This is a genomic window from Streptomyces sp. 12E (genome assembly GCF_055633275.1).
This window is the reverse complement of sequence record NZ_JBVNCJ010000001.1, coordinates 1,872,146-1,897,167: the sequence shown is the minus strand read 5'-3', so window position 1 is coordinate 1,897,167 and position 25,022 is coordinate 1,872,146. Positions and strand designations below refer to the sequence as shown.

18 protein-coding genes and 1 tRNA gene are annotated in these 25,022 nt (G+C 71.0%); 9 read left to right on the top strand and 10 right to left on the bottom strand.

Annotated features, from left to right (window positions below; translation table 11 throughout):
• The first annotated feature begins 113 nt into the window (after nt 1-113).
• Nucleotides 114-839: a vWA domain-containing protein gene (locus tag ACZ8ZB_RS08930; protein ID WP_470737158.1), complete on the top strand. Its 726-nt coding sequence runs from the start codon at nt 114-116 to the stop codon at nt 837-839.
• Nucleotides 840-938: 99 nt separating this feature from the next.
• Here the strand turns inward: ACZ8ZB_RS08930 and ACZ8ZB_RS08925 are convergent, their stop codons facing one another.
• Nucleotides 939-1,838 (bottom strand): hypothetical protein, encoded by a 900-nt coding sequence (locus tag ACZ8ZB_RS08925; protein WP_470737157.1) that lies wholly within the window; start codon nt 1,836-1,838, stop codon nt 939-941.
• Nucleotides 1,839-1,919: 81 nt separating this feature from the next.
• Here ACZ8ZB_RS08925 and ACZ8ZB_RS08920 point away from each other — a divergent pair, with 81 nt between their 5' ends.
• From ACZ8ZB_RS08920 to ACZ8ZB_RS08905, 4 genes are all read left to right on the top strand, one after another.
• Nucleotides 1,920-2,297: a chorismate mutase gene (locus tag ACZ8ZB_RS08920; RefSeq protein ID WP_470737156.1), complete on the top strand. Its 378-nt coding sequence runs from the start codon at nt 1,920-1,922 to the stop codon at nt 2,295-2,297.
• Between the two features lie 109 nt (nt 2,298-2,406).
• Nucleotides 2,407-2,949 carry a response regulator gene (locus tag ACZ8ZB_RS08915; protein WP_470737155.1) on the top strand — a complete coding sequence of 181 codons (543 nt, stop codon included), beginning with the start codon at nt 2,407-2,409 and terminating at the stop codon, nt 2,947-2,949.
• Nucleotides 2,950-2,997: 48 nt separating this feature from the next.
• Nucleotides 2,998-5,583 carry an aminopeptidase N gene (pepN, locus tag ACZ8ZB_RS08910; protein ID WP_470737154.1) on the top strand — a complete coding sequence of 862 codons (2,586 nt, stop codon included), beginning with the start codon at nt 2,998-3,000 and terminating at the stop codon, nt 5,581-5,583.
• A 132-nt stretch (nt 5,584-5,715) separates the two neighbouring features.
• Entirely contained in the window at nt 5,716-7,107 is a 1,392-nt protein-coding gene (locus ACZ8ZB_RS08905; RefSeq protein ID WP_470737153.1) for a lysine N(6)-hydroxylase/L-ornithine N(5)-oxygenase family protein, read from the top strand.
• A 27-nt stretch (nt 7,108-7,134) separates the two neighbouring features.
• Here ACZ8ZB_RS08905 and ACZ8ZB_RS08900 read toward each other — a convergent pair whose 3' ends face one another.
• A complete protein-coding gene (locus ACZ8ZB_RS08900) occupies nt 7,135-8,940 on the bottom strand; it encodes a bifunctional metallophosphatase/5'-nucleotidase (RefSeq protein ID WP_470737152.1) in 1,806 nt (601 codons plus the stop codon).
• 153 nt (nt 8,941-9,093) lie between these two features.
• Here ACZ8ZB_RS08900 and ACZ8ZB_RS08895 point away from each other — a divergent pair, with 153 nt between their 5' ends.
• The gene (locus ACZ8ZB_RS08895; protein WP_470737151.1) at nt 9,094-9,771 is read left to right on the top strand and encodes an SIMPL domain-containing protein; all 678 of its coding nucleotides are present in this window, start codon (nt 9,094-9,096) and stop codon (nt 9,769-9,771) included.
• A 133-nt stretch (nt 9,772-9,904) separates the two neighbouring features.
• A complete protein-coding gene (gene pyk / locus ACZ8ZB_RS08890; RefSeq protein WP_470737150.1) occupies nt 9,905-11,341 on the top strand; it encodes a pyruvate kinase in 1,437 nt (478 codons plus the stop codon).
• Nucleotides 11,342-11,443: 102 nt separating this feature from the next.
• On the opposite strand, the gene ACZ8ZB_RS08885 is transcribed toward pyk, so the two are convergent.
• Nucleotides 11,444-11,516: transfer RNA gene (locus ACZ8ZB_RS08885), tRNA-Leu, on the bottom strand.
• 105 nt (nt 11,517-11,621) lie between these two features.
• On the opposite strand from ACZ8ZB_RS08885, the gene ACZ8ZB_RS08880 reads away from it, so the two are divergent.
• On the top strand, nt 11,622-12,278 hold the full coding sequence (locus tag ACZ8ZB_RS08880; protein ID WP_030858815.1) for an ANTAR domain-containing response regulator: 657 nt from the start codon (nt 11,622-11,624) through the stop codon (nt 12,276-12,278).
• 72 nt (nt 12,279-12,350) lie between these two features.
• Here the strand turns inward: ACZ8ZB_RS08880 and ACZ8ZB_RS08875 are convergent, their stop codons facing one another.
• The 7 genes from ACZ8ZB_RS08875 to ACZ8ZB_RS08845 form a co-directional block, all read right to left on the bottom strand.
• Nucleotides 12,351-13,067, bottom strand: a complete 717-nt coding sequence (locus tag ACZ8ZB_RS08875; protein WP_470737149.1) for an ABC transporter ATP-binding protein — start codon at nt 13,065-13,067, stop codon at nt 12,351-12,353.
• A complete protein-coding gene (locus ACZ8ZB_RS08870; RefSeq protein WP_470737148.1) occupies nt 13,064-13,924 on the bottom strand; it encodes an ABC transporter ATP-binding protein in 861 nt (286 codons plus the stop codon). The genes ACZ8ZB_RS08875 and ACZ8ZB_RS08870 overlap by 4 nt, the downstream gene beginning before the upstream one ends.
• A 5-nt stretch (nt 13,925-13,929) precedes the next feature.
• On the bottom strand, nt 13,930-15,732 hold the full coding sequence (locus tag ACZ8ZB_RS08865; RefSeq protein ID WP_470737147.1) for a branched-chain amino acid ABC transporter permease: 1,803 nt from the start codon (nt 15,730-15,732) through the stop codon (nt 13,930-13,932).
• A gap of 5 nt (nt 15,733-15,737) precedes the next feature.
• Nucleotides 15,738-16,667, bottom strand: coding sequence for a branched-chain amino acid ABC transporter permease (locus tag ACZ8ZB_RS08860; protein ID WP_470737146.1), 930 nt, complete (start codon nt 16,665-16,667; stop codon nt 15,738-15,740).
• Between the two features lie 116 nt (nt 16,668-16,783).
• The gene (locus tag ACZ8ZB_RS08855; RefSeq protein WP_470737145.1) at nt 16,784-18,019 is read right to left on the bottom strand and encodes a branched-chain amino acid ABC transporter substrate-binding protein; all 1,236 of its coding nucleotides are present in this window, start codon (nt 18,017-18,019) and stop codon (nt 16,784-16,786) included.
• Nucleotides 18,020-19,120: 1,101 nt separating this feature from the next.
• Nucleotides 19,121-19,603 carry a PaaI family thioesterase gene (locus tag ACZ8ZB_RS08850; protein WP_470737144.1) on the bottom strand — a complete coding sequence of 161 codons (483 nt, stop codon included), beginning with the start codon at nt 19,601-19,603 and terminating at the stop codon, nt 19,121-19,123.
• Between the two features lie 51 nt (nt 19,604-19,654).
• A complete protein-coding gene (locus ACZ8ZB_RS08845) occupies nt 19,655-21,934 on the bottom strand; it encodes an FdhF/YdeP family oxidoreductase (protein WP_470737143.1) in 2,280 nt (759 codons plus the stop codon).
• 218 nt (nt 21,935-22,152) lie between these two features.
• On the opposite strand from ACZ8ZB_RS08845, the gene polA reads away from it, so the two are divergent.
• A complete protein-coding gene (polA, locus tag ACZ8ZB_RS08840) occupies nt 22,153-24,879 on the top strand; it encodes a DNA polymerase I (protein ID WP_470737142.1) in 2,727 nt (908 codons plus the stop codon).
• Nucleotides 24,880-25,022: the final 143 nt, after the last annotated feature.

The following is a 25,022-nucleotide window of genomic DNA, read 5'->3' as shown; positions in this document are numbered from 1 at the left end:
AATGAGCCGGTGGGGACGGCGGCGAACAAAATAACGAACGCCGGTGACGCGGGCGGAGGCCGGGGTGACGTGCCGTACGCTCGGGACCCGTTCCGTGATCGAGGAGGAGTCGTATGGCCGCGATCGGTCTGCGCAGGATCGAGGAGACGGCGCCCGCGCTGGTCAACCTCTACAAGAGCGCCGGGGTCTCACTCGCCGAGCACGGTCTGGACGGGCTGCGCGCCGCGGTCTATCTGGTGATCGACTACTCCGGCTCGATGAAACCGTACTACAAGGACGGCAGTGTGCAGGCGCTCGCCGACCGGGTGCTGGGCCTGTCGGCCCACCTCGACGACGACGGCACCGTGCCGGTCGTCTTCTTCTCCACCGACGTCGACGCCGTCACCGACATCGCCCTCGCCGATCACCGGGGCCGCGTCGAACGGATCGTCTCGGGCCTCGGCCACATGGGCAGGACCAGTTACCACCTGGCGATGGACGCGGTCATCGACCACTACCTGGACAGCGGCTCCACGGCCCCCGCCCTGGTGGTCTTCCAGACCGACGGCGGCCCCGTCAACAGGCTCGCCGCCGAGAAGTACCTCTGCAAGGCCGCCCGCCTCCCGTTGTTCTGGCAGTTCATCGGCTTCGGCGACCCGGACGGCAGACACTTCGACTACCTGCGCGGACTCGACGAGCTGGCGGTCCCGGCGAAGCGCGTGGTCGACAACGCGGGCTTCTTCCCCGCGGGCGAGGACCCGCGCGGGGTCCCGGACGCCGTCCTGTACGACCGCCTGGTGGGCGAATTCCCCAAGTGGCTGGCGGCGGCGCGGGCGCAGGGCATCGTGCCCGACATGTAGCGTCCCGGCGGGGGCGCGGGGCCGTAGCGGCACGCGGCTCCGCCGCGCGGGAGCGACCGGCCCCCACGCTCCCGCACCCGCAGGGCACCGCCGGCGCCGCTAGGTGTCACACTCCAGCACCGTTCGGCACAACCCGCACCGTGCCCTCACCCGCCCCCTGACGGGCACGCGAATCCGCTGATGGCACGTAGGACAGGGGAAGGAGACCCGCAGCGGCTCCTGGCCGCCCGCGGTGAAGCGGTAAGGCACGTCCGGCCGCGTCCCCGCCGGAGCGGGGTGGTCCTCCGCACGGCGACGATCCCGCGCGTACCGCCGCCGGCCGGCCCACCCGGCGGCGGTGAGCGGCGGCTGCTGCTCGTCCCGGCGTGCCAGCGCCGCCCCCTTCGTGTACGCCGTGTACGCCTGCGCGCTGGTGAACCACACCGACGGATCCTCTCCGAACGCCAGCGACCGCTTCGCCAGCACGTAGCCGAACTCCTCCGGCGTGAGGTACCCCAGCTTCTGCGACGACGCCCCGTCCTCCCGGAACGCGTCCAGCAGCAGCCACCCCGCACCCAGGTACGTCGCCGTCGTGTCCGTCAGGATCTCGTTCTCCCGCGTCCCCGGGAACGACAGGTCCAGCCGGTGCAGGTACACGTGCGCCACCTCGTGGGCCAGGGCCGCCCCGATGTCCCGCCGATGCGTCCGGAACCGGTCGTTCAGCTCGACGAAGTACTCCGGCCCGGCCGCCAGTTCCACGTTCGCCGCGTGCGTCATCTCCCGGAACCCGACGATCAGCCGCGCGTCCGGCAGCCGGTAGTGCCGCACCAGCTCGCGGGCCACCCGCTGCGCCCCCAGATGGAGGTCGTCCGTGTCGCAGAACGCCACGTCGGCGGGTGCCACGCTCACCGAGAACGTGCGGACCGTGTCGTACGACAGACGCCGGTACAGCGCGGTGACGGCCGCCCGCACCGTCTCCAGATGCGGGTAACCGTGCTCGACCGGTCCGCCGTTCGCCACGCCTCACCCCCGGACGCCCTGAACCCGGTTCCACTGTACGGGCCCGCCCCGGCCCACGCCCGCCCCGTAAGGTGACCCACCATGACCACCAGCAACACCACCACCGGTGATGTCGACCCCGCCGTCCGCGAGGAGCTCGCCCGGCTGCGCGACAGCATCGACAACATCGACGCGGCCGTCGTCCACATGCTCGCCGAACGCTTCAAGTGCACCCAGCAGGTCGGCCGGCTCAAGGCCGCGCACCAGCTGCCGCCCGCCGACCCGGGCCGGGAGGCCCGCCAGATCGCCAGGCTGCGCGTCCTCGCCGAGAACGCCAAGCTCGACCCGGCCTTCGCGGAGAAGTTCCTGAACTTCATCATCGCGGAGGTGATCCGTCACCACGAGCGCATCGCCGAGGACGCCCTGGGCGGCGCCACGCCCTCGGCGAACCGCACCACGACGTCCTCCCCCGGGGAGTGACAGAGCCGCCCGCGCGGGGCATGCTGCGCTGTGCACTCCTTGTCGGCCGGCGGGCACCACCCGCCGGCCCCGGACAGCCATCCGGTCCCTTGCGAGGAGGGACGCGCGCATGCCGCCGAACGCCCGGATACTCATCGTCGACGACCACGAGGACACCCTCTACGCCCTGGAGAGCGCCCTGGCCCCGCTGGGCCACCTGCTGGGCCGGGCCACCAGCGGGGACGAGGCCCTCAAACAGCTGCTGCGCGGAAACGTCGGCCTGCTGCTCCTCGACGTCCAGCCGCCCGGCACCGGCCGGCTCGACGTCGTCCGCTACATGCGACGCCTGGAACAGACCCAGTTCATCCCCGTCGTCCTGCTCACCGGCTTCGCCCGCGACCCGCAGCTCGGTGCCGCCGCGTACGCCCTCGGCGTAGCCGACCTCGTCACCAAACCGGTCGACCCGTGGGCGCTGCGCACCAAGATCCGTCATCTCTACGACGCGCACCAGCGCCACCTCGCCCTGCAGCGCGAGATCCGCGCCCTGCGCGCCCGGCTCGAGGAACGCACCGGCACCCCCGGACATCCCGCCCTGCCCCACCCGCACGCGCACGTGCCGCCCGGACAGCCCGCCGGGGCGCACACCGGGGAGCTCGAGCGAGACCGGACATAGGGTGCGTACCCGATCCGCCCCTGTGGTTCGGCGACCGCATCAGGCAGCATGGCCCGCATGTCCGTACTGACGCGCGACGAAGCGCAGAACCGAGCACGACTCCTCGACGTCCACCGCTACACGATCGAACTCGACCTGAGCGGTGGCGACGAGACGTTCGACTCCCACACCCTGATCAGGTTCGGCGCCCGCACGGACGCGGACACCTTCGTCGAGCTCAAGCCCGCCGAGCTGCGCTCCGTCACCCTCGACGGACACCCCCTGGACACCGGCGCCCTCGACGGCAACCGGCTGCCGCTGAAGAACCTCACCGCCGGCGAGCACGAACTGCGCGTCGACGCGAGCATGCGCTACTCCCGCACCGGCGAGGGCATGCACCGCTTCACCGATCCCACCGACGGCGAGACGTACGTCTACACCCAGCTGTTCCTCGACGACGTGCAGCGCGTCTTCGCCGCCTTCGACCAGCCCGACCTCAAGGCCGTCTTCGAGCTGAGCGTCACCGCTCCCGAGGGCTGGACCGTCCTCGCCAACGGCCTCACCGAGCACACCGGCAAGGGTGTGTGGCGGGCCGCCCCCACCCCGCCGATCTCCACCTACCTCGTCGCCGTCGCGGCCGGCCCCTGGCACTCCGTGCGCACCGAGCACCGCGGACTGCCCTTCGGCATCCACTGCCGCCGCTCCCTGGCGCCCCACCTGGAGGAGGACGCCGGGGAACTCCTCGACATCACCCGCGCCTGCTTCGACCGCTACCACGAGAAGTTCGAGGAGCCCTACCCCTTCGACTCCTACGACCAGGCGTTCGTCCCCGAGTTCAACGAGGGCGCCATGGAGAACCCCGGACTGGTCACCATCCGCGACGAGTTCGTCTACCGCTCCGCCGTCACCGACACCGAACGCCAGACCCGGGCCATGGTCGTCGCCCACGAGATGGCCCACATGTGGTTCGGCGACCTCGTCACCCTGAAGTGGTGGGACGACATCTGGCTGAACGAGTCCTTCGCCGAGTACATGGGCTACCAGACCCTCACCGAGGCGACCCGCTTCACGGACACGTGGACCGAGTTCGGCGTCACCCGCAAACCCTGGGGCTACGACGCCGACCAGCGCCTCTCCACCCACCCCGTCGCCCCCGACGACGTGGAGGACACCGCCTCCGCCCTGCTCAACTTCGACGGCATCTCCTACGCCAAGGGCGCCTCCGCCCTGCGTCAGCTCGTCGCCTGGCTCGGCGAGAAGGACTTCCTCGCCGGCATCAACACCCACTTCCAGCGGCACCGGTTCGGCAACGCCGGCCTCGCCGACTTCCTCGACTCCCTCGCCTCCGCCACCGAACGCGACGTCCACGCCTGGGCCGACGCCTGGCTGCGCACCACCGGCGCCGACACCCTCACCCCCGAACCGAGGAACGGCGACAACGCCTACTGGCACCTGGGCATCGGGCACCGGGGCAGCCCCGGAGCCTGGTCCAGGCCCGACCCCGGCAAGGACTTCCACGGCCTGAAGCACGCCGGCACGCTCCTCTCGGACGGCGGCTCGCGCCCCCACCGCATCACCATCGGCATCTACGACCACGACCTCCACGACGCCGGCCGGCTCACCCTGCGCGACCGCGTCGAGGCGGACATCCCCGCGGGTGAGGACATCGGCATCGCCACCGGCGGCGCCCGCCCCGCCCTCGTCGTCCTCAACGACGGCGACCTCACCTACGCCAAGATCCGCTTCGACGCCGAGTCCCTGGACACCCTGCGCGCCCGGCTGTCCGGCCTGCCCGACCCCCTCACCCGCGCGGTGGTGTGGAACGCGCTCAGGGACGCCGTCCGCGACGGCGACCTGCCCGCCGGCGACTTCCTGGACATCGCCCGCGCCCACCTCCCGCACGAGACCGACCTCGCCCTCGTCCAGGGCGTCCTCGCCTTCGCCTCCGGCCACATCGCCGACCGCTACCTCACCCCCGACCGGCGGCCGGCCGCGCTGGCCACCCTCACCGAACTCTGCCGCGACCTCATCCGGCGCACCGAGGACGGCGACCACCCCGGTCTGCGCCTCATCGCCGTGCGCCACCGCATCGACACCGCCGCCCACCCCGACACCATCGCCGCCTGGCTCGCCGACGGCACCGTCCCAGGCGGTCCCGAACTCGATCCCGAGCTGCGCTGGCGGATCCTCGCCCGGCTCGCCGTGCTCGGCGCCGCCGACGAGGCCGCCATCACCGCCGAACTCGCACGCGACCCCAGCGCCACCGGCCAGGAGGGCGCCGCCCGCTGCCGCGCCGCCCTGCCCGACGAGGACGCCAAGGCCCGCGCCTGGGACGCCATGTTCGGCTCCGACGACCTGTCCAACTACCTGTTCACCGCCACCGCCCAGGGCTTCTGGCAGCCCGAACAGGCCGACCTCGTACGGCCCTACGTGTCCCGCTACTTCCAGGACGCCGTCGCCGTCGCCGCCCGCCGCGGCCCCGCCATGGCCGAGGCCGCCGGACGCTGGGCCTTCCCCGCCCACGCGGTCGACGCCGAGACCCTGGAGCTCGGCGACAGGTGCCTGCGCGAGGCCGACCCGATCCCCGCCCTGCGCCGCAAGCTCGCCGACCAGCTCGACGACCTGGCCCGCGCCCTGCACGTCCAGCAGAAGTAACCCGGAGCCCAAGAACACCCCTCGAAGGCGGACTTACCCCCTTCGAGGGGTGTTCACCGGGCTTTTCGGGCGTCACCGCCCACTCCCGTCCAAGCTGGACCCTCCCGCGCACCGCGCCCCGGAGGACAGTCCATGAACACCCCGCCCCACGACCTCGTCGGCGTCGGCATCGGCCCCTTCAACCTCTCCCTCGCCGCCCTCGCCCACCCCCTCCCCGGACTGAGCACCGCCTTCTACGACCAAAACCCCCACTTCACCTGGCACCCCGGCCTGCTCCTCGACGACGCCACCGTCCAGGTGCCCTTCCTCGCCGACCTCGTCACCCTCGCCGACCCCACCAGCCCCTGGACCTTCCTCAACCACCTCAGAGCCCGCGAACGCCTCTACCCCTTCTACTTCGCCGAGCACTTCCACATCCGCCGCACCGAGTACGACGCCTACTGCCGCTGGGTCGCCGAGCACCTCCCCGCACTCCACTTCGGCCACCACGTCGACACCGTCCGCTGGAACCCCGAACGCACCCTGTTCGAGGTCGACCTCACCCGGCTCGATCCGGACGGGCGGGCCGGCCCCGCGGGCCGCGTCCACGCACGCCACCTCGTCCTCGGCGTCGGCACCGAGCCCTGGGTGCCCGAGCCGCTGCGGCCCCTCGCCGACGCCCCCGACGTCCCCGTCGTCCACTCCGACGACTACCTCACCCACCGCGACACCCTCCTCGCCGCGGGCCACGTCACCGTCGTCGGCACCGGACAGTCCGGCGCGGAGGTCTTCCTCGACCTGCTGCGCCACCGGCCCGTCGGCCGGGAACGCCTCCACTGGATCGGCCGCACCGAGGCCTTCGCCCCCATGGAGTACTCGAAACTCGGCCTGGAACACTTCACCCCCGACCACACCCGCTACTTCCACGCCCTGCCCGAACCCGTGCGCGACCGGCTCGTCCCCGCCCAGTGGCAGCTCCACAAGGCCATCGACGCCGGCACCCTCGCCGCCCTCCACGACGAGCTCTACCGGCGCACCCTCCACGGCGGCTGGCCCGACACCGTCCTCACCCCCGCCGTCCACGTCCGCGCCGCCGGCCGCGCCGGCCCCGCCCGCGTCGAACTCCACCTCGAGCACACCGTGCAGCGCACCCGCGCCCGCCTCACCACCGACGCCGTCGTCCTCGCCACCGGCCACCGCGGACGCCCCCTCGACGACCTCCTCGCGCCCCTCGCCCCCCGAATGCGCCGCGACCACGCCGGCCGGCCCCGCGTCGACGCGCACTTCCGCCTCGACCTGGACCCCTCGATCACCGGCAACGTCTACGTCCAGAACGCCGAACTCCACACCCACGGCGTCGGCGCCCCCGACCTCGGCCTCGCCGCCTGGCGCAGCGCCACGATCCTCAACCACCTCACCGGCCGCCGGGCCTACCCCCAGCCCGCCCGCACCGCCTTCACCACCTTCGGCCTCCACCCCCGGACGCCGCAGGCCCCGCCCGCCCGGCGAGCCGCACGGCTCACCCCACTGGCGGACGGGACCTGACACATCACCCGAACGGAAGAACGACGATCAGAACACCGGCGTGCCGTCCCGCGTCAGCCTCCAGTCCACCGACGCGAAGTCCGCCGGATCCAGCACGCCCTTGGCCGTCACCCACTCCGCGATCCGCGTCCGGATCTCCGTCGACTCCGACCACAGCTCCTTCGCCGCCGCCACATGCGGGAAAGCGCCACCGCCGTTCGCCCGGTAGTTGTTCACCGCGAACACGAACCGCGCCGTGTCGTCCAGCGGGGCGCCGCCGTGGGCCAGGTTCCTGATGCGCGAACCCGCCGGCTGCGCGATGTCGATGTCGTAGGTGAGCCCCGACACGTAGTCGTAGTTGTAGTCCGGACGGCCGCCCGCGTTCGTCAGCTTCTCCACGTCCACCGCCGCCCCGGCCGCCGTCCGCACGAAGTACTCCGCCGAGTACTCCAGGTACGCCCGGACCTGCGCGCCCGTCATCAGCTTCGCCACCAGCGTGTTGTCGTACACGTACAGGCTCGACAGGTCCCGGATCGTCACCTCGCCCGCCGGGATCTCGGAGGTCCGCGAGAACGGCGACGCCTGCGACAGCACCGGCAGCGACGCGTACTCCGTGTCCGCGAGGGCCGCCCTGACCACGTCCTCCTGCACCTTGCCGATCAGGTCGATGATCGGCGCGTCCTTGTAGCGCGCCTCCGCCGTCGTCAGCGTCTCCGTCGCCGACCCCACCACCTGATTGACGTACTCCACCACCCGCGCGTGCTCGTCGCGCAGCAGCCGGGTGATCCTCGGGTCGTCCTGGACCGTCGCCGCGTCCCGCAGCGACGCCCTCACCGACTCCACCCGCCACCGGCCCCGCTCGAGGACCAGTTCGAAGTCGAACAGCGTCAGCCGCTCCGCGTAGCACAGCGGCTCCGACAGCACGACCTCCCTGCCGGTCTCCTCGTTGACGACCCGCAGCTCCGCGATCTCCTGGTGCGCGTGCCCGACCAGGATCGCGTCGATCCCCGGCACCTGCCGCGCCACGTTCGCCGCCGCGTTCTCCACGTACGGCAGCTGGTCACCGTACGAGGACGTGCCCGACGATCCCGAGTGCGCCGACACCACCACCACGTCCGCGCCCATCGACCGCAGCTTCGGCACCCACTTCGCCGCCTGCTCCTCCAGACCCGGGAACGTCAGCTTCCCCTGTACGTACGCCTTGTCCCAGATCGCGATACCGGGATTCGTCAGCCCCAGCACCGCCACCTTCACCGGGGGAGCGCCCTTCACCCGGAACGTCTTCATGAAGTACGGCGGGAAGGCCGGCTTCAGCGTCTTCGCGTCCAGCGCGTTCGCACCCAGCAGCGGGAAGTCGCACTGCTCCTCGAACTTCCGCAGCGTCTCGATGCCGTAGTTGAACTCGTGGTTGCCGAGCGCCACCGCGTCGTACCCGATGGCGTTCATCGCCCGCGCCATCGGGTGCACCGGACCGCCTGCGGCGGTGATCGGGTCCACCTTCGCGAAGTAGTACGTCAGCGGGGTGCCCTGAAGGGTGTCGCCCGCGTCCAGCAGCAGCGTGTTGCCCCGGCCCCTCTCCTCGCGCACCCGGTCCACCAGCGTCGACACCCGCGCCAGACCCTGCGCGTTGCCGGCCGCGTCCGCGTACTCCGCGTCCTTGAAGTAGTCCCAGTTGAAGACGTGACCGTGCAGATCGGTCGTGCCCATCACCGTCAGCGCGTACCGCTTCACCGGCTTCCTTCCCCGCCCTGCCCCGGCCGCCTCGGCCGCGGGGGCCGCCGCCGTACCCGTCAGCGCCACCCCCGCCCCCGTCACGGCGGACCTCTTCAGAAACTTCCGGCGGTTCAACGGCATGTCGGGCTCTCCTCGGACGACGGCGGAACAACGCGCGTAGATTCGCCCGATGATTCTGACCTGAACACGCTCATCCGGAACAGCCCCCACAGGTTGCGATCCGATGTCCGCAAGGCGCCCCGCTCCCGCCCGGCCGGTGACACAGTGGGGCGTATGGCCACCCCTCACCCGTACGGCACCCCCGGCGCACCCCACCTCGCCGTCCGCGGCGAGGCCCACCTCGAAACCGCCCCCGACCTCGCCCGCGTCACCGTCACCCTCACCGCCCGCGGCCGCGACCGGCGCACCACCCTGGAGGACCTCGCCCGCCGCAACGCGCACGTCCTCGACCTGCTCAAGTCCTACGGCGACGCCGTCGAGCACCTGGAAACCGGCACCCTCACCGTCACCCCGGAACTCGGTCCCCACGGCCGCGGCGAGCGGATCCGCGCCCACCACGGCACCGTCCACCTCACCGCGGAGCTGGGCGACTTCACCGCCCTCGGCGCACTCGTCACCCGCCTGGCCGATCTCGACCTCTCCCGTGTCGACGGCCCCTGGTGGTCCCTCCGCCCGGATTCCCCCGTCCATCGCGAGGCACGACGACAGGCGGTCCACGACGCCGTCCGCCGCGCCCGCGAATACGCCGAGGCGCTCGGCACCACCCTCGCCGCCCTCGTCGAACTCACCGACACCGGCGCGGGAACCGGGCGCCCCGACCCCTTCGCCCGCACCCGCTCCAGGGCGTTCGCCGAGGACGCCCCGCCCCCACCCCTCGACCTCGAACCCGGGCGGCAGCACGTCCACGCCGAGGTCGACGCCCGCTTCACCCTCCAGCCGCCCCACCTGTAGGAACGGCGTTCGAACGCCCGTCGCAGCGGCGTGGTCCACCCTTCAACACTTGTCAACAACCCTTCACCCGGAGGCCGTTGGGTCGTCACGCGCCGCCGGATCGCTACTGGCGGGTAAGCCCTAGGCTCGACCCATGCGCCGAGCGAAAATCGTCTGCACACTGGGCCCCGCCACCGACTCGTACGACCGGATCAAAGCCCTGGTCGACGCCGGAATGGACGTCGCCCGACTCAACCTCAGCCACGGCGAACACGCCGAGCACGAGGAGCGCTACCGATGGGTGCGCAAGGCCGCCGACGAAACCGGCCGCAGCGTCGGCCTCCTCGCCGATCTCCAGGGACCGAAGATCCGCCTCGGCCGCTTCGCCGAGGGCCCCGTACTCCTCGAACGCGGGGACGCCTTCACCATCACCGTCGAAGAGGGCGCCGAAGGCGACCGCGGCCTCTGCGGCACCACCTACGCCGGCCTCGCCGACGACGTCACCGCCGGCGAGCGCATCCTCGTCGACGACGGCAAGGTCACCCTCGAAGTCACCGCCGTCGACGGCCCCCGCGTCCGCACCACCGTCCTCGAAGGCGGCATGGTCTCCGACCACAAGGGCCTCAACCTCCCCGGTGTCTCCGTCTCCGTCCCCGCCCTCTCGAAGAAGGACGAGGACGACCTGCGCTGGGCGCTGCGCACCGGCTTCGACGTCGTCGCCCTGTCCTTCGTCCGCAGCGGACGCGACATCAAGGACGTCCACCGCGTCATGGACGAGGAGGGCCGCCGCCTCCCCGTCATCGCCAAGGTCGAAAAACCCCAGGCCGTCGAGAACATCGACGACATCGTCGCCGCCTTCGACGGCATCATGGTCGCCCGCGGCGACCTCGGCGTCGAGATGCCCCTCGAACAAGTGCCCATCGTCCAGAAGCGTGCGATCAAACTCGCCAAGCGCAACGCCAAACCGGTCATCGTCGCCACCCAGATGCTCGACTCGATGATCGACAACGCCCGCCCCACCCGCGCGGAGGCCTCCGACGTCGCCAACGCCGTCATCGACGGCACCGACGCCGTCATGCTCTCCGGCGAGACCAGCGTCGGCAAGCACGCCGTCGAGACGGTGCGCACCATGGCCCGCATCGTGGAGGCCGCCGAGGAGGACATCCTCGCCAAGGGCCTCCCGCCCCTCACCGAACGCAACAAGCCCCGCACCCAGGGCGGCGCGGTCGCCCGCGCGGCGGCGGAGATGGGCGACTTCCTCGGCGCCCGCTTCCTGGTCGCCTTCACCCGGTCCGGCGACACCGCCCGCCGTCTCTCCCGCTACCGCAGCCCCATCCCCCTGCTCGCCTTCACCACCGACCCGGCCACCCGCTCCCGGCTCAGCCTCACCTGGGGCGTGGAGACCTTCCTGGGCCCCCACGTGGACACCACGGACGCGATGGTCGACCAGGTGGACGAACTGCTCCTGCGGTACGCCCGCTGCGAGAAGGGCGACACGGTCGTCATCACGGCGGGCTCCCCGCCGGGCGTCCCCGGCTCGACCAACCTGGTCCGCGTCCACCGCATCGGCGAGGACGACGGCCCGAAGTGACCGGGCACCGGGCGCACGGGCAGGACGCGCGGAAAGAAGCGGATGTTCACTGAGAAGGTGGACATCCGCTTTCAAATGGTGACCTTGGATATCAAGGAAAAGTACCCCGGGTCGGATTCGAACCGACGCTGGATGGTGTTTGAGACCATTGCCTCTACCGCTGGGCTACCGGGGCGCCCTGTGAAACGAAGGTCGACGGTCACCCGTCGTGCCCCCACCTTATCGCAGCTGGGTACGCTCTTGTCAGCAGTACCGGCCTGCCCCGCACCAAGGAGCCCACGTGAGCGCCCCCGAGTCGCCCCAGCCCGCAGACGTGCCCGATGACGACAAGTCGCACGTTCCTCCGATGACGACCCGTGTCGTGATCGCCGAGGACGAGGCGCTGATCCGGCTCGATCTCAAAGAGATGCTGGAGGAGGAGGGGTACTCCGTCGTCGGTGAGGCCGGCGACGGTGAGCAGGCCGTGGAGCTGGCGCGCGAGCACCGGCCCGACCTGGTGATCCTCGATGTGAAGATGCCGAAGCTGGACGGCATCTCGGCGGCGGAGAAGATCGCGGAGGAGAGCATCGCCCCGGTGCTGATGCTGACCGCGTTCTCGCAGCGTGACCTGGTGGAGCGGGCGCGGGACGCGGGTGCGATGGCGTACCTGGTGAAGCCGTTCAGCAAGAGTGACGTGGTGCCCGCGATCGAGATGGCGGTGTCGCGGTTCACGGAGCTGAAGGAACTGGAGCGCGAGGTCGCGGACCTGAGTCTGCGGTTGGAGACGCGGAAGCTGGTGGACCGGGCGAAGTCGGTGCTGCAGACGCAGTACGGGCTGACGGAGCCGGCGGCGTTCCGGTGGATCCAGAAGACGTCGATGGACCGGCGGATGTCGATGCAGCAGGTGGCGCAGGCGGTCATCGACGACGCGGAGGAGAAGAAGGCGTCGAAGGGTTAGCCGCCGCCCGGCGGACGGCGGCGAGGCCCGCGCCCCCTGTACGGCAGGGGGGCGCGGGCCTCGTCGTGTGCCTCAGTCCTCGCCGAGGTAGGCCTTGCGGACGGACTCGTCGTGGAGGAGGTCCCGTCCGGTGCCGGAGAGGACGATCTTGCCGACCTCCATGACATGGGCGTGGTCCGCGAGGGAGAGCGCGGCCTGGGCGTTCTGCTCGATGAGCAGGATGGTGGTGCCCTGGGACTTGAGTTCGGCGATGGTCGCCATGATCTTCTGCATCATGATCGGCGAGAGGCCCATGGAGGGTTCGTCGAGCATGAGCAGTTTGGGCTGGGACATCAGGGCCCTTCCCATGGCGAGCATCTGCTGTTCGCCGCCGGAGAGGGTGCCCGCGGCCTGCTTGCTGCGCTCCCCGAGGATGGGGAAGAGGTCGTAGGCGCGTTTGATGTCCTTCTCGATGCCTTCCTTGTCGCTGCGGAGGTAGGCGCCGAGGCGGAGGTTGTCCTCGATGGTCATGCGGGGGAAGATGTGCCGGCCCTCGGGGGAGTGGGCGAGCCCGAGGGACACGATCTTGTGTGCCGGGATCTTCCTCAGCGACCGGCCGTCGAAGGTGATCTGGCCGGAGAGCGGCTGGAGCAGTCCGGACAGGGTGCGGAGCGTGGTGGTCTTGCCGGCGCCGTTGGTGCCGATGAGGGTGACGACCTCGCCCGCGTCGACCTTGAACGAGATGCCTTTGACGGCCTCGATCTTGCCGTAGGCGACCCTGAGGTCCTCGACCTCCAGCAGTGCGGTCACTTGTCGTCCCCTTCTGTGGTGCTGTGCGCCTCGGCGGCCTCGACCTCGGCGGCTTCCTCCTGGCCGGGGGCGCCTTCGAAGGGGGTGCCGAGGTAGGCGGCGATGACGCGTTCGTCGGCCTGGACCACTTCGGCGGGTCCTTCGACGATCTTCTCGCCCTGGACGAGGACGGCGACCCGGTCGCAGAGGTTCATGATGAACCGGATGTCGTGCTCGATGACGAGTACGGCGATGCCCTGGTCGCGGATGGCGAAGATAAGATCTTCGGCCGCGCGGGTCTCCTGCGGGTTCATGCCCGCGGTGGGTTCGTCCAGGAGCAGCAGGCCGGGTTCGCTGGCGAGGGCCCGGGCGATCTCGAGCTTGCGCTGTTCGCCGTAGGGCAGGTTGCGGGCGAGGTGGTCGGCCTTGGCGGCGAGGCCGGTGAACTCCAGGAGTTCCATGGCCCGTCGGCGGGATGCTTCTTCGGCCTTCCTGAAGCCGGGCAGGCGCAGCAGGGCGGACCAGAGGCCTTCCTTGGTGCGGGTGTGCCGGCCGACGAGCACGTTCTCCAGGACGGTCATGTTGGCGAAGAGCCGGATGTTCTGGAAGGTGCGTGCGATGCCGGCCTGGGTGACCAGGTGCGGCTTGGGCGGCAGGACGGTGCCCTTGTAGGAGACCTTGCCCTCGGTGGGGACGTACAGGCCGGTGAGGCAGTTGAAGAAGGTGGTCTTGCCGGCGCCGTTGGGTCCGATGAGGCCGACGATCTCGCCGCTGTTGACGGTGAGGTCGACGGAGCGCACTGCGGTGAGGCCGCCGAAGCGCATGGTGACGTCGGTGGCGTCGAGGACGGTCGTGGTGGTGGGTGCGGTGGTGGTCATGGCGGTCACGCCCCTGCCTTCGCGACGCCGGTCGCGCCGTCGGGGAGCGGCTTGTCGTCCGGTACGTCGAGTTGTCCGGTGTCGTGGAACTCGAGCTGCTTCCTGCGGTCGGCGACCAGTCCTTCGGGCCGGAAGCGCATGAGGAGCATGAGCGCGATGCCGAAGAGGAGCAGCTGGTACTCCGCCATGAACTGGAGCTTGGCCGGGATCAGGTAGAGCAGTGCGGCGCCGATGAGGGGGCCGCTGATGGTGCCCATGCCGCCGAGGATGACGGCGGCGAGCAGGAAGGCCGAGTTCGGCGGCACGGAGCCGGCGAACTGGTACTGCTCGGGGGTGACGCTGTAGGACACGTGGGCCTGCACGGTGCCGGCGAGTCCGGCGAGGCAGGCGCCGAGGGCGAAGGCGAGGAGTTTGAGGCGGAAGCCGTTGATGCCCATGGCGGTGGCGGCGGTCTCGTCCTCGCGGATGGCGACCCAGGCGCGGCCGATGCGGGATTCCGCGGAGCGGCGGAAGACCAGGACGACGACGGCCGTGAACAGCAGCATCAGCAGGTAGTAGTTGCCGGAGCGGGTGAGTTCGTGGCCGAGGACGTCGTGCGGCAGCCCCAGGTTGAACCCGAGGATCTCCAGGTCGGGGATGTTCGGGATGCCGTTGGAGCCGTTGGTGACGTCGGGACCGCTGTTGCCGTTGAGGTTGTTCATGGTGATGCGGAAGATCTCGCCGAAGCCGAGCGTCACGATGGCGAGGTAGTCGCCGCGCAGACGCAGGGTCGGTGCGCCGATCACCACGCCGAAGATCAACGAGGCGATGGCGCCGGTGAGGACGGCCGCCCAGAACGGGAAGTGCACGCCGATGCTCGACTGCGGGGAGCCGGAGACCAGGGCGGCGGCGTAGGCGCCGACGCCGAGGAAGGCGACGTATCCGAGGTCGAGGAGGCCGGCGAGGCCGACGACGACGTTGAGGCCCAGGGCGACCGTGGCGAAGATCAGGATGTTCGCGCCGATGAGGGCGAACTGGTCGTTGCTCTGGGTGAAGGGGAAGCAGATCGCGGCGGCGAAGGCGGCCGCGAGGGTGACGTTGCGGTGCTTGGCGGTGAGCGCCGAGAGCCGCTTGAGGAGTCCCGCGCGGATGACGGCCGTGAAGCCGAACGCGGCGATGATCAGGAAGCCGATGAACAGTTCGGAGTACTCGGTGCCGATGCCGTACGCGAAGACGTACAGACCGGCGCCGAAACCGGCGGCGATGACGAGGATCTCGGCCCAGGAGGGCAGGTCCTTGGCGCGGCCGGGCTCGGGGGCGGTGAGGGAGTGGCGGATCCGGCCCCACAGGCCCGGGTGCGGTTCGTCGGCGTCGTACGGCTGGTCGGCGGGGAGGCCGAGGGCGCCGGTGACGGCGACGAGGGCGCCGACGCCGGAGACCCAGGCGCCGGGTTCGAGGTTGACGAGGCCGCCGAGCTCCTGGCTGATGGCGCCCATGGCGTAGCCGGTGGTGCCGAGGACGCCGAGGGCGCTCAGCAGGACGGGGCTGTTGGTGCCGCCGGGGGTGAGCCAGCCCAGTCCGCGGATGCCGTAGCCGGACAGGGCGAACAGGAGGGTGAGGAGGGAGCCGACGAGGGTGAGGACCTGGAGGCCGCCGGGGTAGCCGGTGACGGTGAGGTCGCCGGGGAACTCGTCGGTCCAGGTCCAGGCGAGGAAGGTGCCGGCGAAGGCGACGGCGGAGCCGGCGACGGTGATCGCGCGTGCCGCGGCGGGCGGCAGCGGGACGACCGGGGCGGCCGGTGCCGTGGTGGTGGGAGTCTTCGTGGTCATGGGTATCACGCCCGATCCGCGACGCGTTCGCCGAGCAGGCCTTGTGGCCGGAAGAGCAGGACGAGGATGAGCAGGGCGAAGGCCCAGACGTCCTTCCAGGCGCCGCCGCCGAAGAGGTCCATGCCGGGGACGTTGGCGATGTAGCCGGTGGCGAGGGCTTCGGCGACGCCGAGGACGATGCCGCCGAGCATGGCGCCGTAGATGTTGCCGATGCCGCCGAGGACGGCGGCGGTGAAGGCCTTGAGGCCCATCAGGAAGCCCATGCGGAAGCCGACCTGGCCGTTCTTGAGGCCGTAGGCGACGGCGGCGACCGCGGCGAACGCGGCGCCGATGGCGAACGCCATCACGATGATGCGGTCGGTGTTGACGCCCATCAGCTTGGCGGTGTCGGGGTCCTGGGCGGTGGCCTGCATGCCGCGGCCGGAGCGGGTCTTCGACACGAAGAGGCCGAGGGTGATCATGCACAGCGGGGCGGCGATGATGACGAAGAGGTCACCGCGCTGGATGGTGGCGCCGAGCACGTCGAAGGGGGCGCCGTCGAACTGCGGGAAGGACCGGTCCTTCTTCGCCTCCGGGTACCACATCCACACGATCTGCTGGAGGACGATGGACAGGCCGATGGCGGTGATCAGCGGGGCCAGTCGTGGTGCGCCGCGCAGGGGCCGGTAGGCGAAGCGTTCCGCCGCGGTGGCGAAGGCGACCGAGACGATGACGCCGCCGAGGATCATGAGCGGGATGGCCGCGCCGAGGGCGAAGCCGTCGGGGAGTACGAGGAACACGGTGAGGGCCCCGAAGCCCCCGACCATGAAGATCTCGCCGTGGGCGAAGTTGATGAGCTGGACGATGCCGTAGACCATCGTGTAGCCGATCGCGATGAGTCCGTACATCGCGCCGAGGATGAGTCCATTGGCCAGCTGTTGCGGCAGTTCGTTCACCGCAGGGCCTCCGTGGAGTGGTTCGGATACGGCGCCGCGCGGGAGCGCTGGTGGGCGCTCCCGCGCGGCCTGGGGTCAATGTGTGAGGGAGTGTCCCCCGGTGTGGGTCTCCTGGCTCAGTCCACCTTGGGCGAGGCGCTGTACTCGGGCGCCCACGCGTTGCCCTTGACCTTGTAGGCGGTCATCAGCGTGTTGGTGGTGTCACCGAACTCGTCGAAGGAGATGGTGCCGGTGACGCCGTCGAACTTGACCTTGCTCATGGAGTCCAGGACGGCCTTGCGGGCGTCGGTCGGGACCTCGCCGTCGTTGCCGTCGACGGCCAGCTTGATGGCCTCGATGATCGACCAGGTGGCGTCGTAGGTGAGGCCGCCGTAGGCCTCGTACGCGTCCTCGAAGCCCTCGGCCTCGTAGTTCGCGATGAACTCCTTGGCGGAGGGGAGCTGTTCGACCGGCTTGCCCACGGAGGTGGCGAGGTCGCCCTCGGCCTTCTTGTTGAGCTTCGGGAACTCGCCGGAGTAGATGCCGTCGCCGCCCATCAGCGGGATGTTCTGGCCGCTGTCCTTGAGCTGCTGGCTCAGGGGGGCCGCGGCGGGGTACTCGCCGCCGTAGTAGAGGGCCTCGGCGCCGGTCTTCCTGATCTTGGCGACGACGGCGTTGAAGTCGCGGTCCTCGGGGTTGATGTGGTCGGTGCCGACGATCTTGCCGCCGAGCTTGGTGAAGTTCGTCTTGAAGGAGGCGGCCAGGCCCGCGCCGTAGGTCTTCTGGTCGTCGATCAGGTAGACCTTCTTCTTGCCGGCCTTGGTGTAGAGGTACTCGGCGGCGAAGGCGCCCTGGATCTCGTCCGTGGTGGCGGTGCGGAAGAAGGTCTTGAACTGGCGGACCGAGTCGCCGGTCTTCCAGCCGTCGCCCTGGGTCAGCTCGGTACCGGTGTTGGCCGGGGAGACCTGGACCAGGCCCGCGTCGTTGAACGGCTTCTGCATCTGCTGGGAGACGCTGGAGTTCAGCGGGCCGACGACGCCGAGGACGTCCTTGTTGCTGATGAACTTCTGGGCGTTCTGCTGGCCGACGGAGGGCTGCGCCTGGTCGTCGAGGGGCTCGAGCTCGAACTCGACTCCCTTGACGTACTCCTCCTTGTTGGCCGTCTTCACGGCGAGCTCGGCGGAGTTGCGCATGCCGAGGCCGAGGGCCGACAGGTCGCCGGTCAGCGGGGCGTCGATGCCGATCACGACAGTGGTCTTGTCGCCGCCGCCACTGCCGTTGCTGCTGTCGTCGTCGCGCGACCCGCATGCGGTGAGGGTGAGCGATCCCGCCGCGAGTGCGGCGGTGAGGGCGATGAGCGAACGTTGACGCACGATCCAGTCCTTTCCCCTGACGGCCGTTCCCTGATGGAAATGGCCGAGTCGAGCGCTGGGCCGACGTGACAATCGGGCTGGCGCGGTGACTGGCGGTGACTCTAAGCGGGTGGGGGGAACGTGGAGGAGGGTCTGGCCAAGGCTGTGACTCTCTTGTTATGACACGACGTATTGCAGAGCGGTACTTCCTGGGGGGAACGGCGGAATTCTCGCCGTTTTGCCCTGTCCGGATGGTGAGAAACCGCAGGACCCGGCGCGGTGTGTTCAGGTGTATCGAGGATTTTGGTAATGACCCGAAGCCGTTGCTGGAGACGACCTGCGGGGCCCGTGGGAAGGGGCTTCGAGCCCTGTGGTCCGCGGGGGCGGGGCGGGTGGCCGTATTGCGCGCGTATTACACAGAGTTACGCCGGGGAAAGGGGGTCCGGCGTTTCCGGTGCTTTCCCTCATTCCGCCGCGGAAGGGGTGACGGAAAGGTCCGCGTGGGGTATGGGGGCGGAGGGGGAATTCCGTGTAGTGGCCACCTAAAGAGGGGAATCCATGTCGGGCCGGATGCTGAATCCAAAGTTCCGTATTGCCTGTTCATGGGTGCTGGCCTGCGCTTTTCATCAACCGCCAGGGGGACCGCGGTTATTGTCACGGCCCGTCGGCCGGTCCGCCGCCCCGGCGCCGGCCGACGCGTCCCCGGTGCATTCGACGGCCCGTTGACTTGCCTGCGCCTCGGGCGACTTGGTGCTCCCTGACGGGGCGCACGGTGTGCGGGACGCCGTACTGTCCGTCGGCCGGCCCGTGAACCGGTGACCGCCGTCGAGGGTCCTGGGAGGCCGTGCCCGACGGGCCGCGCACGGCTCCTCGCCGGAAGGGGCGCGCGGGGACGGCGACGCGGTGCCGGTCCGCCTGTCGGACACGGCGGCCGTCCGCCCGCCGGACGCGTGGCCGGAACCGGACGTGCCGCGGCCGGCCGTCACGAGACCCGTCACCAGCGCCGCAGGGGGGGCGCGCGCCCGAAGGGTCCCTGCCGCCCCGTGCCCGCACGGCGGGGCGGCCGGCGCCGCTGCGGCGACGGGGGTGCGGGGCGGACGTCTCCGCACCCCCCGACGGCCGTCAGCCCGCCGCCCGCTCCCCGTCGCCGGGCCGGACGTCCCGCAGCAGGCAGGTCAGCCGCGCGGTGCACACCCGCTTGTCCGCCTCGTCGGTGATGACGATCTCGTACGTCGCCGTGGACCGCCCCCGGTGCACCGGGGTGGCGACCCCGGTGACCAGGCCGGAGCGGACACCGCGGTGATGCGTGCAGTTGAGGTCGACACCGACGGCGATCCTGGAGCTGCCGCCGTGCAGCATCGACCCCACCGACCCCAGCGTCTCGGCCAGTACGGCGGAGGCGCCGCCGTGCAGCAGCCCGTACGGCTGGGTGTTGCCCTCCACCGGCATCGTCCCGACGACCCGCTCCGCCGACGCCTCCAGGATCTGCACGCCCATCCGCGTGCCCAGGTGACCCGCCGAGAACAGCGCCGGCAGGTCCACACCGAGCGCGGCGTACTCCTCGACGACCTCCTGCGGGAACGTCACCTGCTGCTGCTCTCCCATGGGCCCGGCTCCTTCGTCGTGCGTCGGTACGGCTGTCTGCTGAGCGAACGCTCAGTCGGCCGCCGATTGTTCCAGGCGCACCACGACGGACTTGCCGGCCGGGGTGTTGCTGGTGTCCGCGGTGGCGTCCAGCGGCACCAGGACGTTCGTCTCCGGGTAGTACGCCGCCGCACAGCCCCGCGCCGTCGGATAGTGCACGACGCGGAATCCGGGCGCCCTGCGCTCCACACCGTCCTTCCACTCGCCGACCAGATCGACGTGACTGCCGTCCGCGAGCCGCAGCTCCCGGGCGTCCTCGGGGTTGACCAGCACCACGCGGCGGCCGTTCCTGATGCCCCGGTAGCGGTCGTCGAGACCGTAGATCGTGGTGTTGTACTGGTCGTGCGAGCGCAGCGTCTGCAGCAGCAGCCGCCCCTCCGGCAGTTCGGGGTACTCCACCGGCGCGGCGGTGAAGTTGGCCTTGCCGGTGGCGGTGGGGAAGCGGCGTTCGTCGCGCGGGGCGTGGGGGAGTGCGAAGCCCCCGGGGCGGGCCACGCGCGCGTTGAAGTCCTCGAAACCGGGGACCACCCGCGCGATGCGGTCGCGGATCGTCGCGTAGTCCTTCTCGAACTCCTCCCACGGCACCGTGTCGTCCTCGCCGAGGACGCGGCGGGCCAGCCGGCACACGATGGCCGGCTCCGACAGCAGCTGCCCGCTCGCCGGTTCGAGGCGTCCGCGCGAGGCGTGCACCATGCCCATGGAGTCCTCGACCGTCACGAACTGCTCGCCGCCGGCCTGTAGATCGCGCTCCGTGCGGCCGAGCGTCGGCAGGATCAGGGCGCGCGCGCCCGTGACGGTGTGCGAGCGGTTCAGCTTGGTCGACACGTGCACCGTCAGCCGGGCCCGGCGCATCGCGGCCTCGGTGACCTCCGTGTCGGGGGAGGCGGAGACGAAGTTGCCGCCCATGGCGAAGAAGACCTTCGCCTTCCCGTCGCGCAGGGCGCGGATGGCCCGTACGACGTCGAAGCCGTGCTCGCGCGGGGGCGCGAAGCCGAACTCCTTCTCCAGGGCGTCCAGGAACGCGGGCGCGGGCCGCTCGAAGATGCCCATGGTGCGGTCGCCCTGCACGTTGGAGTGACCGCGCACCGGGCACACGCCCGCACCGGGACGGCCGATGTTGCCGCGCAGCAGGAGGAAGTTGACGACCTCGCGGATCGTGGGCACGGAGTGCTTGTGCTGGGTGAGCCCCATCGCCCAGCACACGATGGTGCGCTTCGAGGCGAGGACCATCCGCAGGCACCGCTCGATGTCCTCGCGGGTGAGACCGGTCGCGGTGAGCGTCTCGTCCCAGTCGGCGGCGCGCGCGGCCTCGGCGAACTCCTCGTAACCGTGCGTGTGGTCGCGCACGAACTCCTCGTCGACCGCGCCGGGCGTGTCGAGGATCAGCTTGTTGAGGAGGCGGAACAGGGCCTGGTCGCCGCCGAGGCGGATCTGCAGGAACAGGTCGGTCAGGGCGGCGCCGGTGGTGAGCCCCTTGGCGGTCTGCGGGTTCTTGAAGCGCTCCAGGCCCGCCTCCGGCAGCGGGTTGACGCTGATGATCCGCGCGCCGTTCGCCTTGGCCTTCTCCAGGGCGGACAGCATGCGCGGATGGTTGGTGCCGGGGTTCTGGCCGGCGACGATGATCAGGTCGGCCTCGTACAGGTCCTCCAGCAGGACGCTGCCCTTGCCGACGCCGATCGTCTCCGAGAGGGCCGAGCCGGACGACTCGTGGCACATGTTGGAGCAGTCGGGCAGGTTGTTGGTGCCCAGCCTGCGGGCGAACAGCTGGTAGAGGAAGGCGGCCTCGTTGCTGGTGCGCCCGGAGGTGTAGAAGACGGCCTCGTCCGGGGAGCCGAGGGCGGCGATCTCCTCGGCGACGATGTCGAAGGCCCGCTCCCAGGTGACCGGCTCGTAGTGCTCGCCGCCCTCGGGCAGGTACACGGGGTGCGTCAGCCGCCCCTGCTGTCCCAGCCAGTAGCCGCTGCGGCCGGACAGGTCGGCGACGGAGTGCGCGGCGAAGAACTCCGGGGTGACCCGGCGCAGGGTGGCCTCCTCGGCCACGGCCTTCGCCCCGTTCTCGCAGAACTCCGCGCGGTGCCGGTGCTCCGGCTCCGGCCAGGCGCACCCCGGACAGTCGAAGCCCTTCTTCTGGTTCACGCTGAGCAGCGTCAGGGCCGTCCGCCTCACGCCCATCTGCCGCCGGGCCATGCGCAGGGTGTGCCCGACGGCCGACAGCCCCGCGGCCGCGTGCTGCGGCTCGGCGACCTGCGGCGCGTCCTGGACCGGATCGCCCTCGGGCGGCTTCGTTGCCATCGCGCACTCCTGTTCCACGTACACGTACGAGGTGGACCTCCGATCCTGCCACGTCCCCCCGGCCCGTCCCGAGCGCGAGGACGAGGCGCCCGTCCAGGGCCGGACGAGGGCCGGGGCACCGTCTCCGGGGACGGGAAAGGGAGGGGCGGAGAGGGTGGACCGACCCCACGGCACACGTCCGCCCCCCACTGTCGGTGCCACGTGGCAGGATCGGACACGTGGCAGACACAGCATCGAAGAAGACCGACCAGCCCCCCACCGGCCCCCGCCCCCGCCTGATGCTCATGGACGGGCACTCCCTCGCGTACCGCGCGTTCTTCGCGCTGCCCGCGGAGAACTTCACCACCGCGACGGGCCAGCCGACGAACGCGATCTACGGCTTCGCGTCGATGCTGGCCAACACCCTCCGTGACGAGGCCCCCACCCACTTCGCCGTCGCCTTCGACGTCTCCCGCAAGACGTGGCGCTCGGAGGAGTTCACCGAGTACAAGGCGAACCGCTCCAAGACCCCGGACGAGTTCAAGGGCCAGGTGGAGCTGATCGGCGAGCTGCTCGACGCGATGCACGCCGACCGCTTCGCCGTCGAGGGCTTCGAGGCGGACGACGTCATCGCCACCCTCGCCACCCAGGCCGAGGCCGAGGGCTTCGAGGTGCTGATCGTCACCGGCGACCGGGACTCCTTCCAGCTGGTCTCCGAGCACACCACGGTGCTGTACCCGACGAAGGGCGTCTCCGAGCTGACCCGGTTCACCCCGGAGAAGGTCGTCGAGAAGTACGGTCTCACCCCCGCGCAGTACCCCGACTTCGCGGCGCTGCGCGGCGACCCGTCGGACAACCTGCCCGGCATCCCCGGCGTCGGCGAGAAGACGGCCGCGAAGTGGATCAACCAGTTCGGTTCCTTCGCCGAGCTGGTCGAGCGCGTCGACGAGGTCAAGGGCAAGGCCGGGCAGAACCTGCGCGACCACCTGGAGGCGGTCAAGCTCAACCGTCGCCTCACCGAGCTGGAGCGCGCGGTCGAGCTGCCCAAGGGCGTCCTCGACCTGGAGCGGACGGCTTACGACCGCACGGCCGTGACGATGATCCTGGACACCCTGGAGATCAGGAACCCCTCGCTGCGCGAGCGGCTGTTCGCCGTCGACCCGGGCGCGGAGGAGGCCGAGGCCGCTCCGGTCGTCGCGGCCGGCGTGGAGCTGGACGGCACGGTGCTGGGCACCGGCGAGCTGACCGGCTGGCTCACCGAGCACGGCGCCGGCCCGCTCGGCGTCGCCACGGTCGACACCTGGGCGCTGGGCGCCGGCTCGGTCGCCGAGGTAGCGCTGGCCACGTCCGCGGGACCGGCCGCCTGGTTCGACCCGTCCGAGCTGGACGAGGCCGACGAGCGGGCGTTCTCGGCCTGGCTCGCCGACGCGGACCGGCCCAAGGTGTTCCACAACGCCAAGGGCGCGATGCGGGTCTTCGCCGAGCACGGCTGGACCATCGAGGGCGTCACCATGGACACCGCGCTCGCCGCGTACCTGGTGAAGCCGGGCCGCCGCTCCTTCGACCTGGACGCGCTGTCCCTGGAGTACCTGCACCGCGAGCTGGCGCCCGCCGCCACGCCCGACGGCCAGCTGGCCTTCGGCGCGGACGACGGCGCCCAGGCCGAGGCGCTGATGGTGCAGGCCCGTGCCGTCCTCGACCTGGGCGAGGCCTTCGAGGACCGCCTGGCTGAGGTGGGCGCGGCGGACCTGCTCCGCGACATGGAGCTGCCCACGTCCGCGCTGCTCGCCCGCATGGAGCGGCACGGCATCGCGGCCGACCGGGAGCACCTCCAGGAGATGGAGCAGATGTTCGCGGGCGCCGTGCAGCAGGCGGTGAAGGAGGCGCACGCGGCGGCGGGGCACGAGTTCAACCTGGGCTCGCCCAAGCAGCTCCAGGAGGTCCTCTTCGGGGAGCTGGCCCTGCCGAAGACGAAGCGCACGAAGACCGGCTACACGACGGACGCCGACGCCCTGGCCTGGCTCGCCACGCAGACCGACAACGAACTGCCGGTGATCATGCTCCGCCACCGTGAGCAGGCGAAGCTGCGCGTCACCGTCGAGGGCCTGATCAAGACGATCGCCGCGGACGGCCGCATCCACACCACGTTCAACCAGACCGTCGCCGCGACGGGCCGGCTGTCCTCGACCGACCCCAACCTGCAGAACATCCCGGTCCGCACGGACGAGGGCCGCGCGATCCGCCGCGGCTTCGTGGTCGGCGAGGGCTTCGAATCGCTCCTCACCGCCGACTACAGCCAGATCGAACTGCGCGTGATGGCCCACCTCTCCGAGGACGCCGGCCTGATCGAGGCGTTCACCTCGGGCGAGGACCTGCACACCACGGCGGCGGCACAGGTGTTCTCGGTCGAGCGGTCCGCGGTGGACGCGGAGATGCGCCGCAAGATCAAGGCGATGTCGTACGGGCTGGCGTACGGGCTGTCGGCCTTCGGCCTCTCCCAGCAGCTGAACATCGAGGCGGCGGAGGCACGCGCCCTGATGGACGCGTACTTCGAGCGCTTCGGCGGCGTACGGGACTATCTGCGCCGGGTCGTCGACGAGGCCCGGGCGACCGGTTACACGGCGACGCTCTTCGGCCGCCGCCGCTACCTGCCCGACCTCAACAGCGACAACCGCCAGCGCCGCGAGGCGGCGGAGCGCATGGCGCTGAACGCGCCGATCCAGGGCACGGCGGCGGACATCGTCAAGATCGCCATGCTGAACGTGGACCGGGCGCTGCGCGAGGCGGACCTGCGCTCCCGCATGCTCCTCCAGGTCCACGACGAGATCGTCCTGGAACTGGCCCCCGGCGAACGCGTCGCGGTGGAGGAGCTGGTCCGCCGGGAAATGTCCACGGCGGTCCAGCTCCGGGTCCCCCTGGGCGTCTCGGTGGGCGCGGGCCCCGACTGGGAATCAGCGGCCCACTGACCCGCCGGAGGCGAGGAGCGGGGCCGGGACCCGTCCCCCGCTCCCGCCACGGCGGCGAACACCACGACGGCGCGGTCCGGCGTTGCCGGGCCGGCCGAGTTCCCGGTGGGGCGCCTCGACGGCGCCCGACGGTGCCGGGCGGG

Bases quoted from the DNA above. Each gene is read 5' to 3' on its own strand.
- ACZ8ZB_RS08845 (WP_470737143.1), bottom strand. From the start codon at position 21,934: ATGGCAACGAAGCCGCCCGAGGGCGATCCGGTCCAGGACGCGCCGCAG.
- ACZ8ZB_RS08865 (WP_470737147.1), bottom strand. From the start codon at position 15,732: ATGACCACGAAGACTCCCACCACCACGGCACCGGCCGCCCCGGTCGTC.
- ACZ8ZB_RS08915 (WP_470737155.1), top strand. From the start codon at position 2,407: ATGCCGCCGAACGCCCGGATACTCATCGTCGACGACCACGAGGACACC.
- ACZ8ZB_RS08920 (WP_470737156.1), top strand. From the start codon at position 1,920: ATGACCACCAGCAACACCACCACCGGTGATGTCGACCCCGCCGTCCGC.
- pepN (WP_470737154.1), top strand. From the start codon at position 2,998: ATGGCCCGCATGTCCGTACTGACGCGCGACGAAGCGCAGAACCGAGCA.
- ACZ8ZB_RS08850 (WP_470737144.1), bottom strand. From the start codon at position 19,603: ATGGGAGAGCAGCAGCAGGTGACGTTCCCGCAGGAGGTCGTCGAGGAG.
- ACZ8ZB_RS08900 (WP_470737152.1), bottom strand. From the start codon at position 8,940: ATGCCGTTGAACCGCCGGAAGTTTCTGAAGAGGTCCGCCGTGACGGGG.
- ACZ8ZB_RS08905 (WP_470737153.1), top strand. From the start codon at position 5,716: ATGAACACCCCGCCCCACGACCTCGTCGGCGTCGGCATCGGCCCCTTC.
- ACZ8ZB_RS08870 (WP_470737148.1), bottom strand. From the start codon at position 13,924: ATGACCACCACCGCACCCACCACCACGACCGTCCTCGACGCCACCGAC.
- ACZ8ZB_RS08895 (WP_470737151.1), top strand. From the start codon at position 9,094: ATGGCCACCCCTCACCCGTACGGCACCCCCGGCGCACCCCACCTCGCC.
- ACZ8ZB_RS08930 (WP_470737158.1), top strand. From the start codon at position 114: ATGGCCGCGATCGGTCTGCGCAGGATCGAGGAGACGGCGCCCGCGCTG.
- pyk (WP_470737150.1), top strand. From the start codon at position 9,905: ATGCGCCGAGCGAAAATCGTCTGCACACTGGGCCCCGCCACCGACTCG.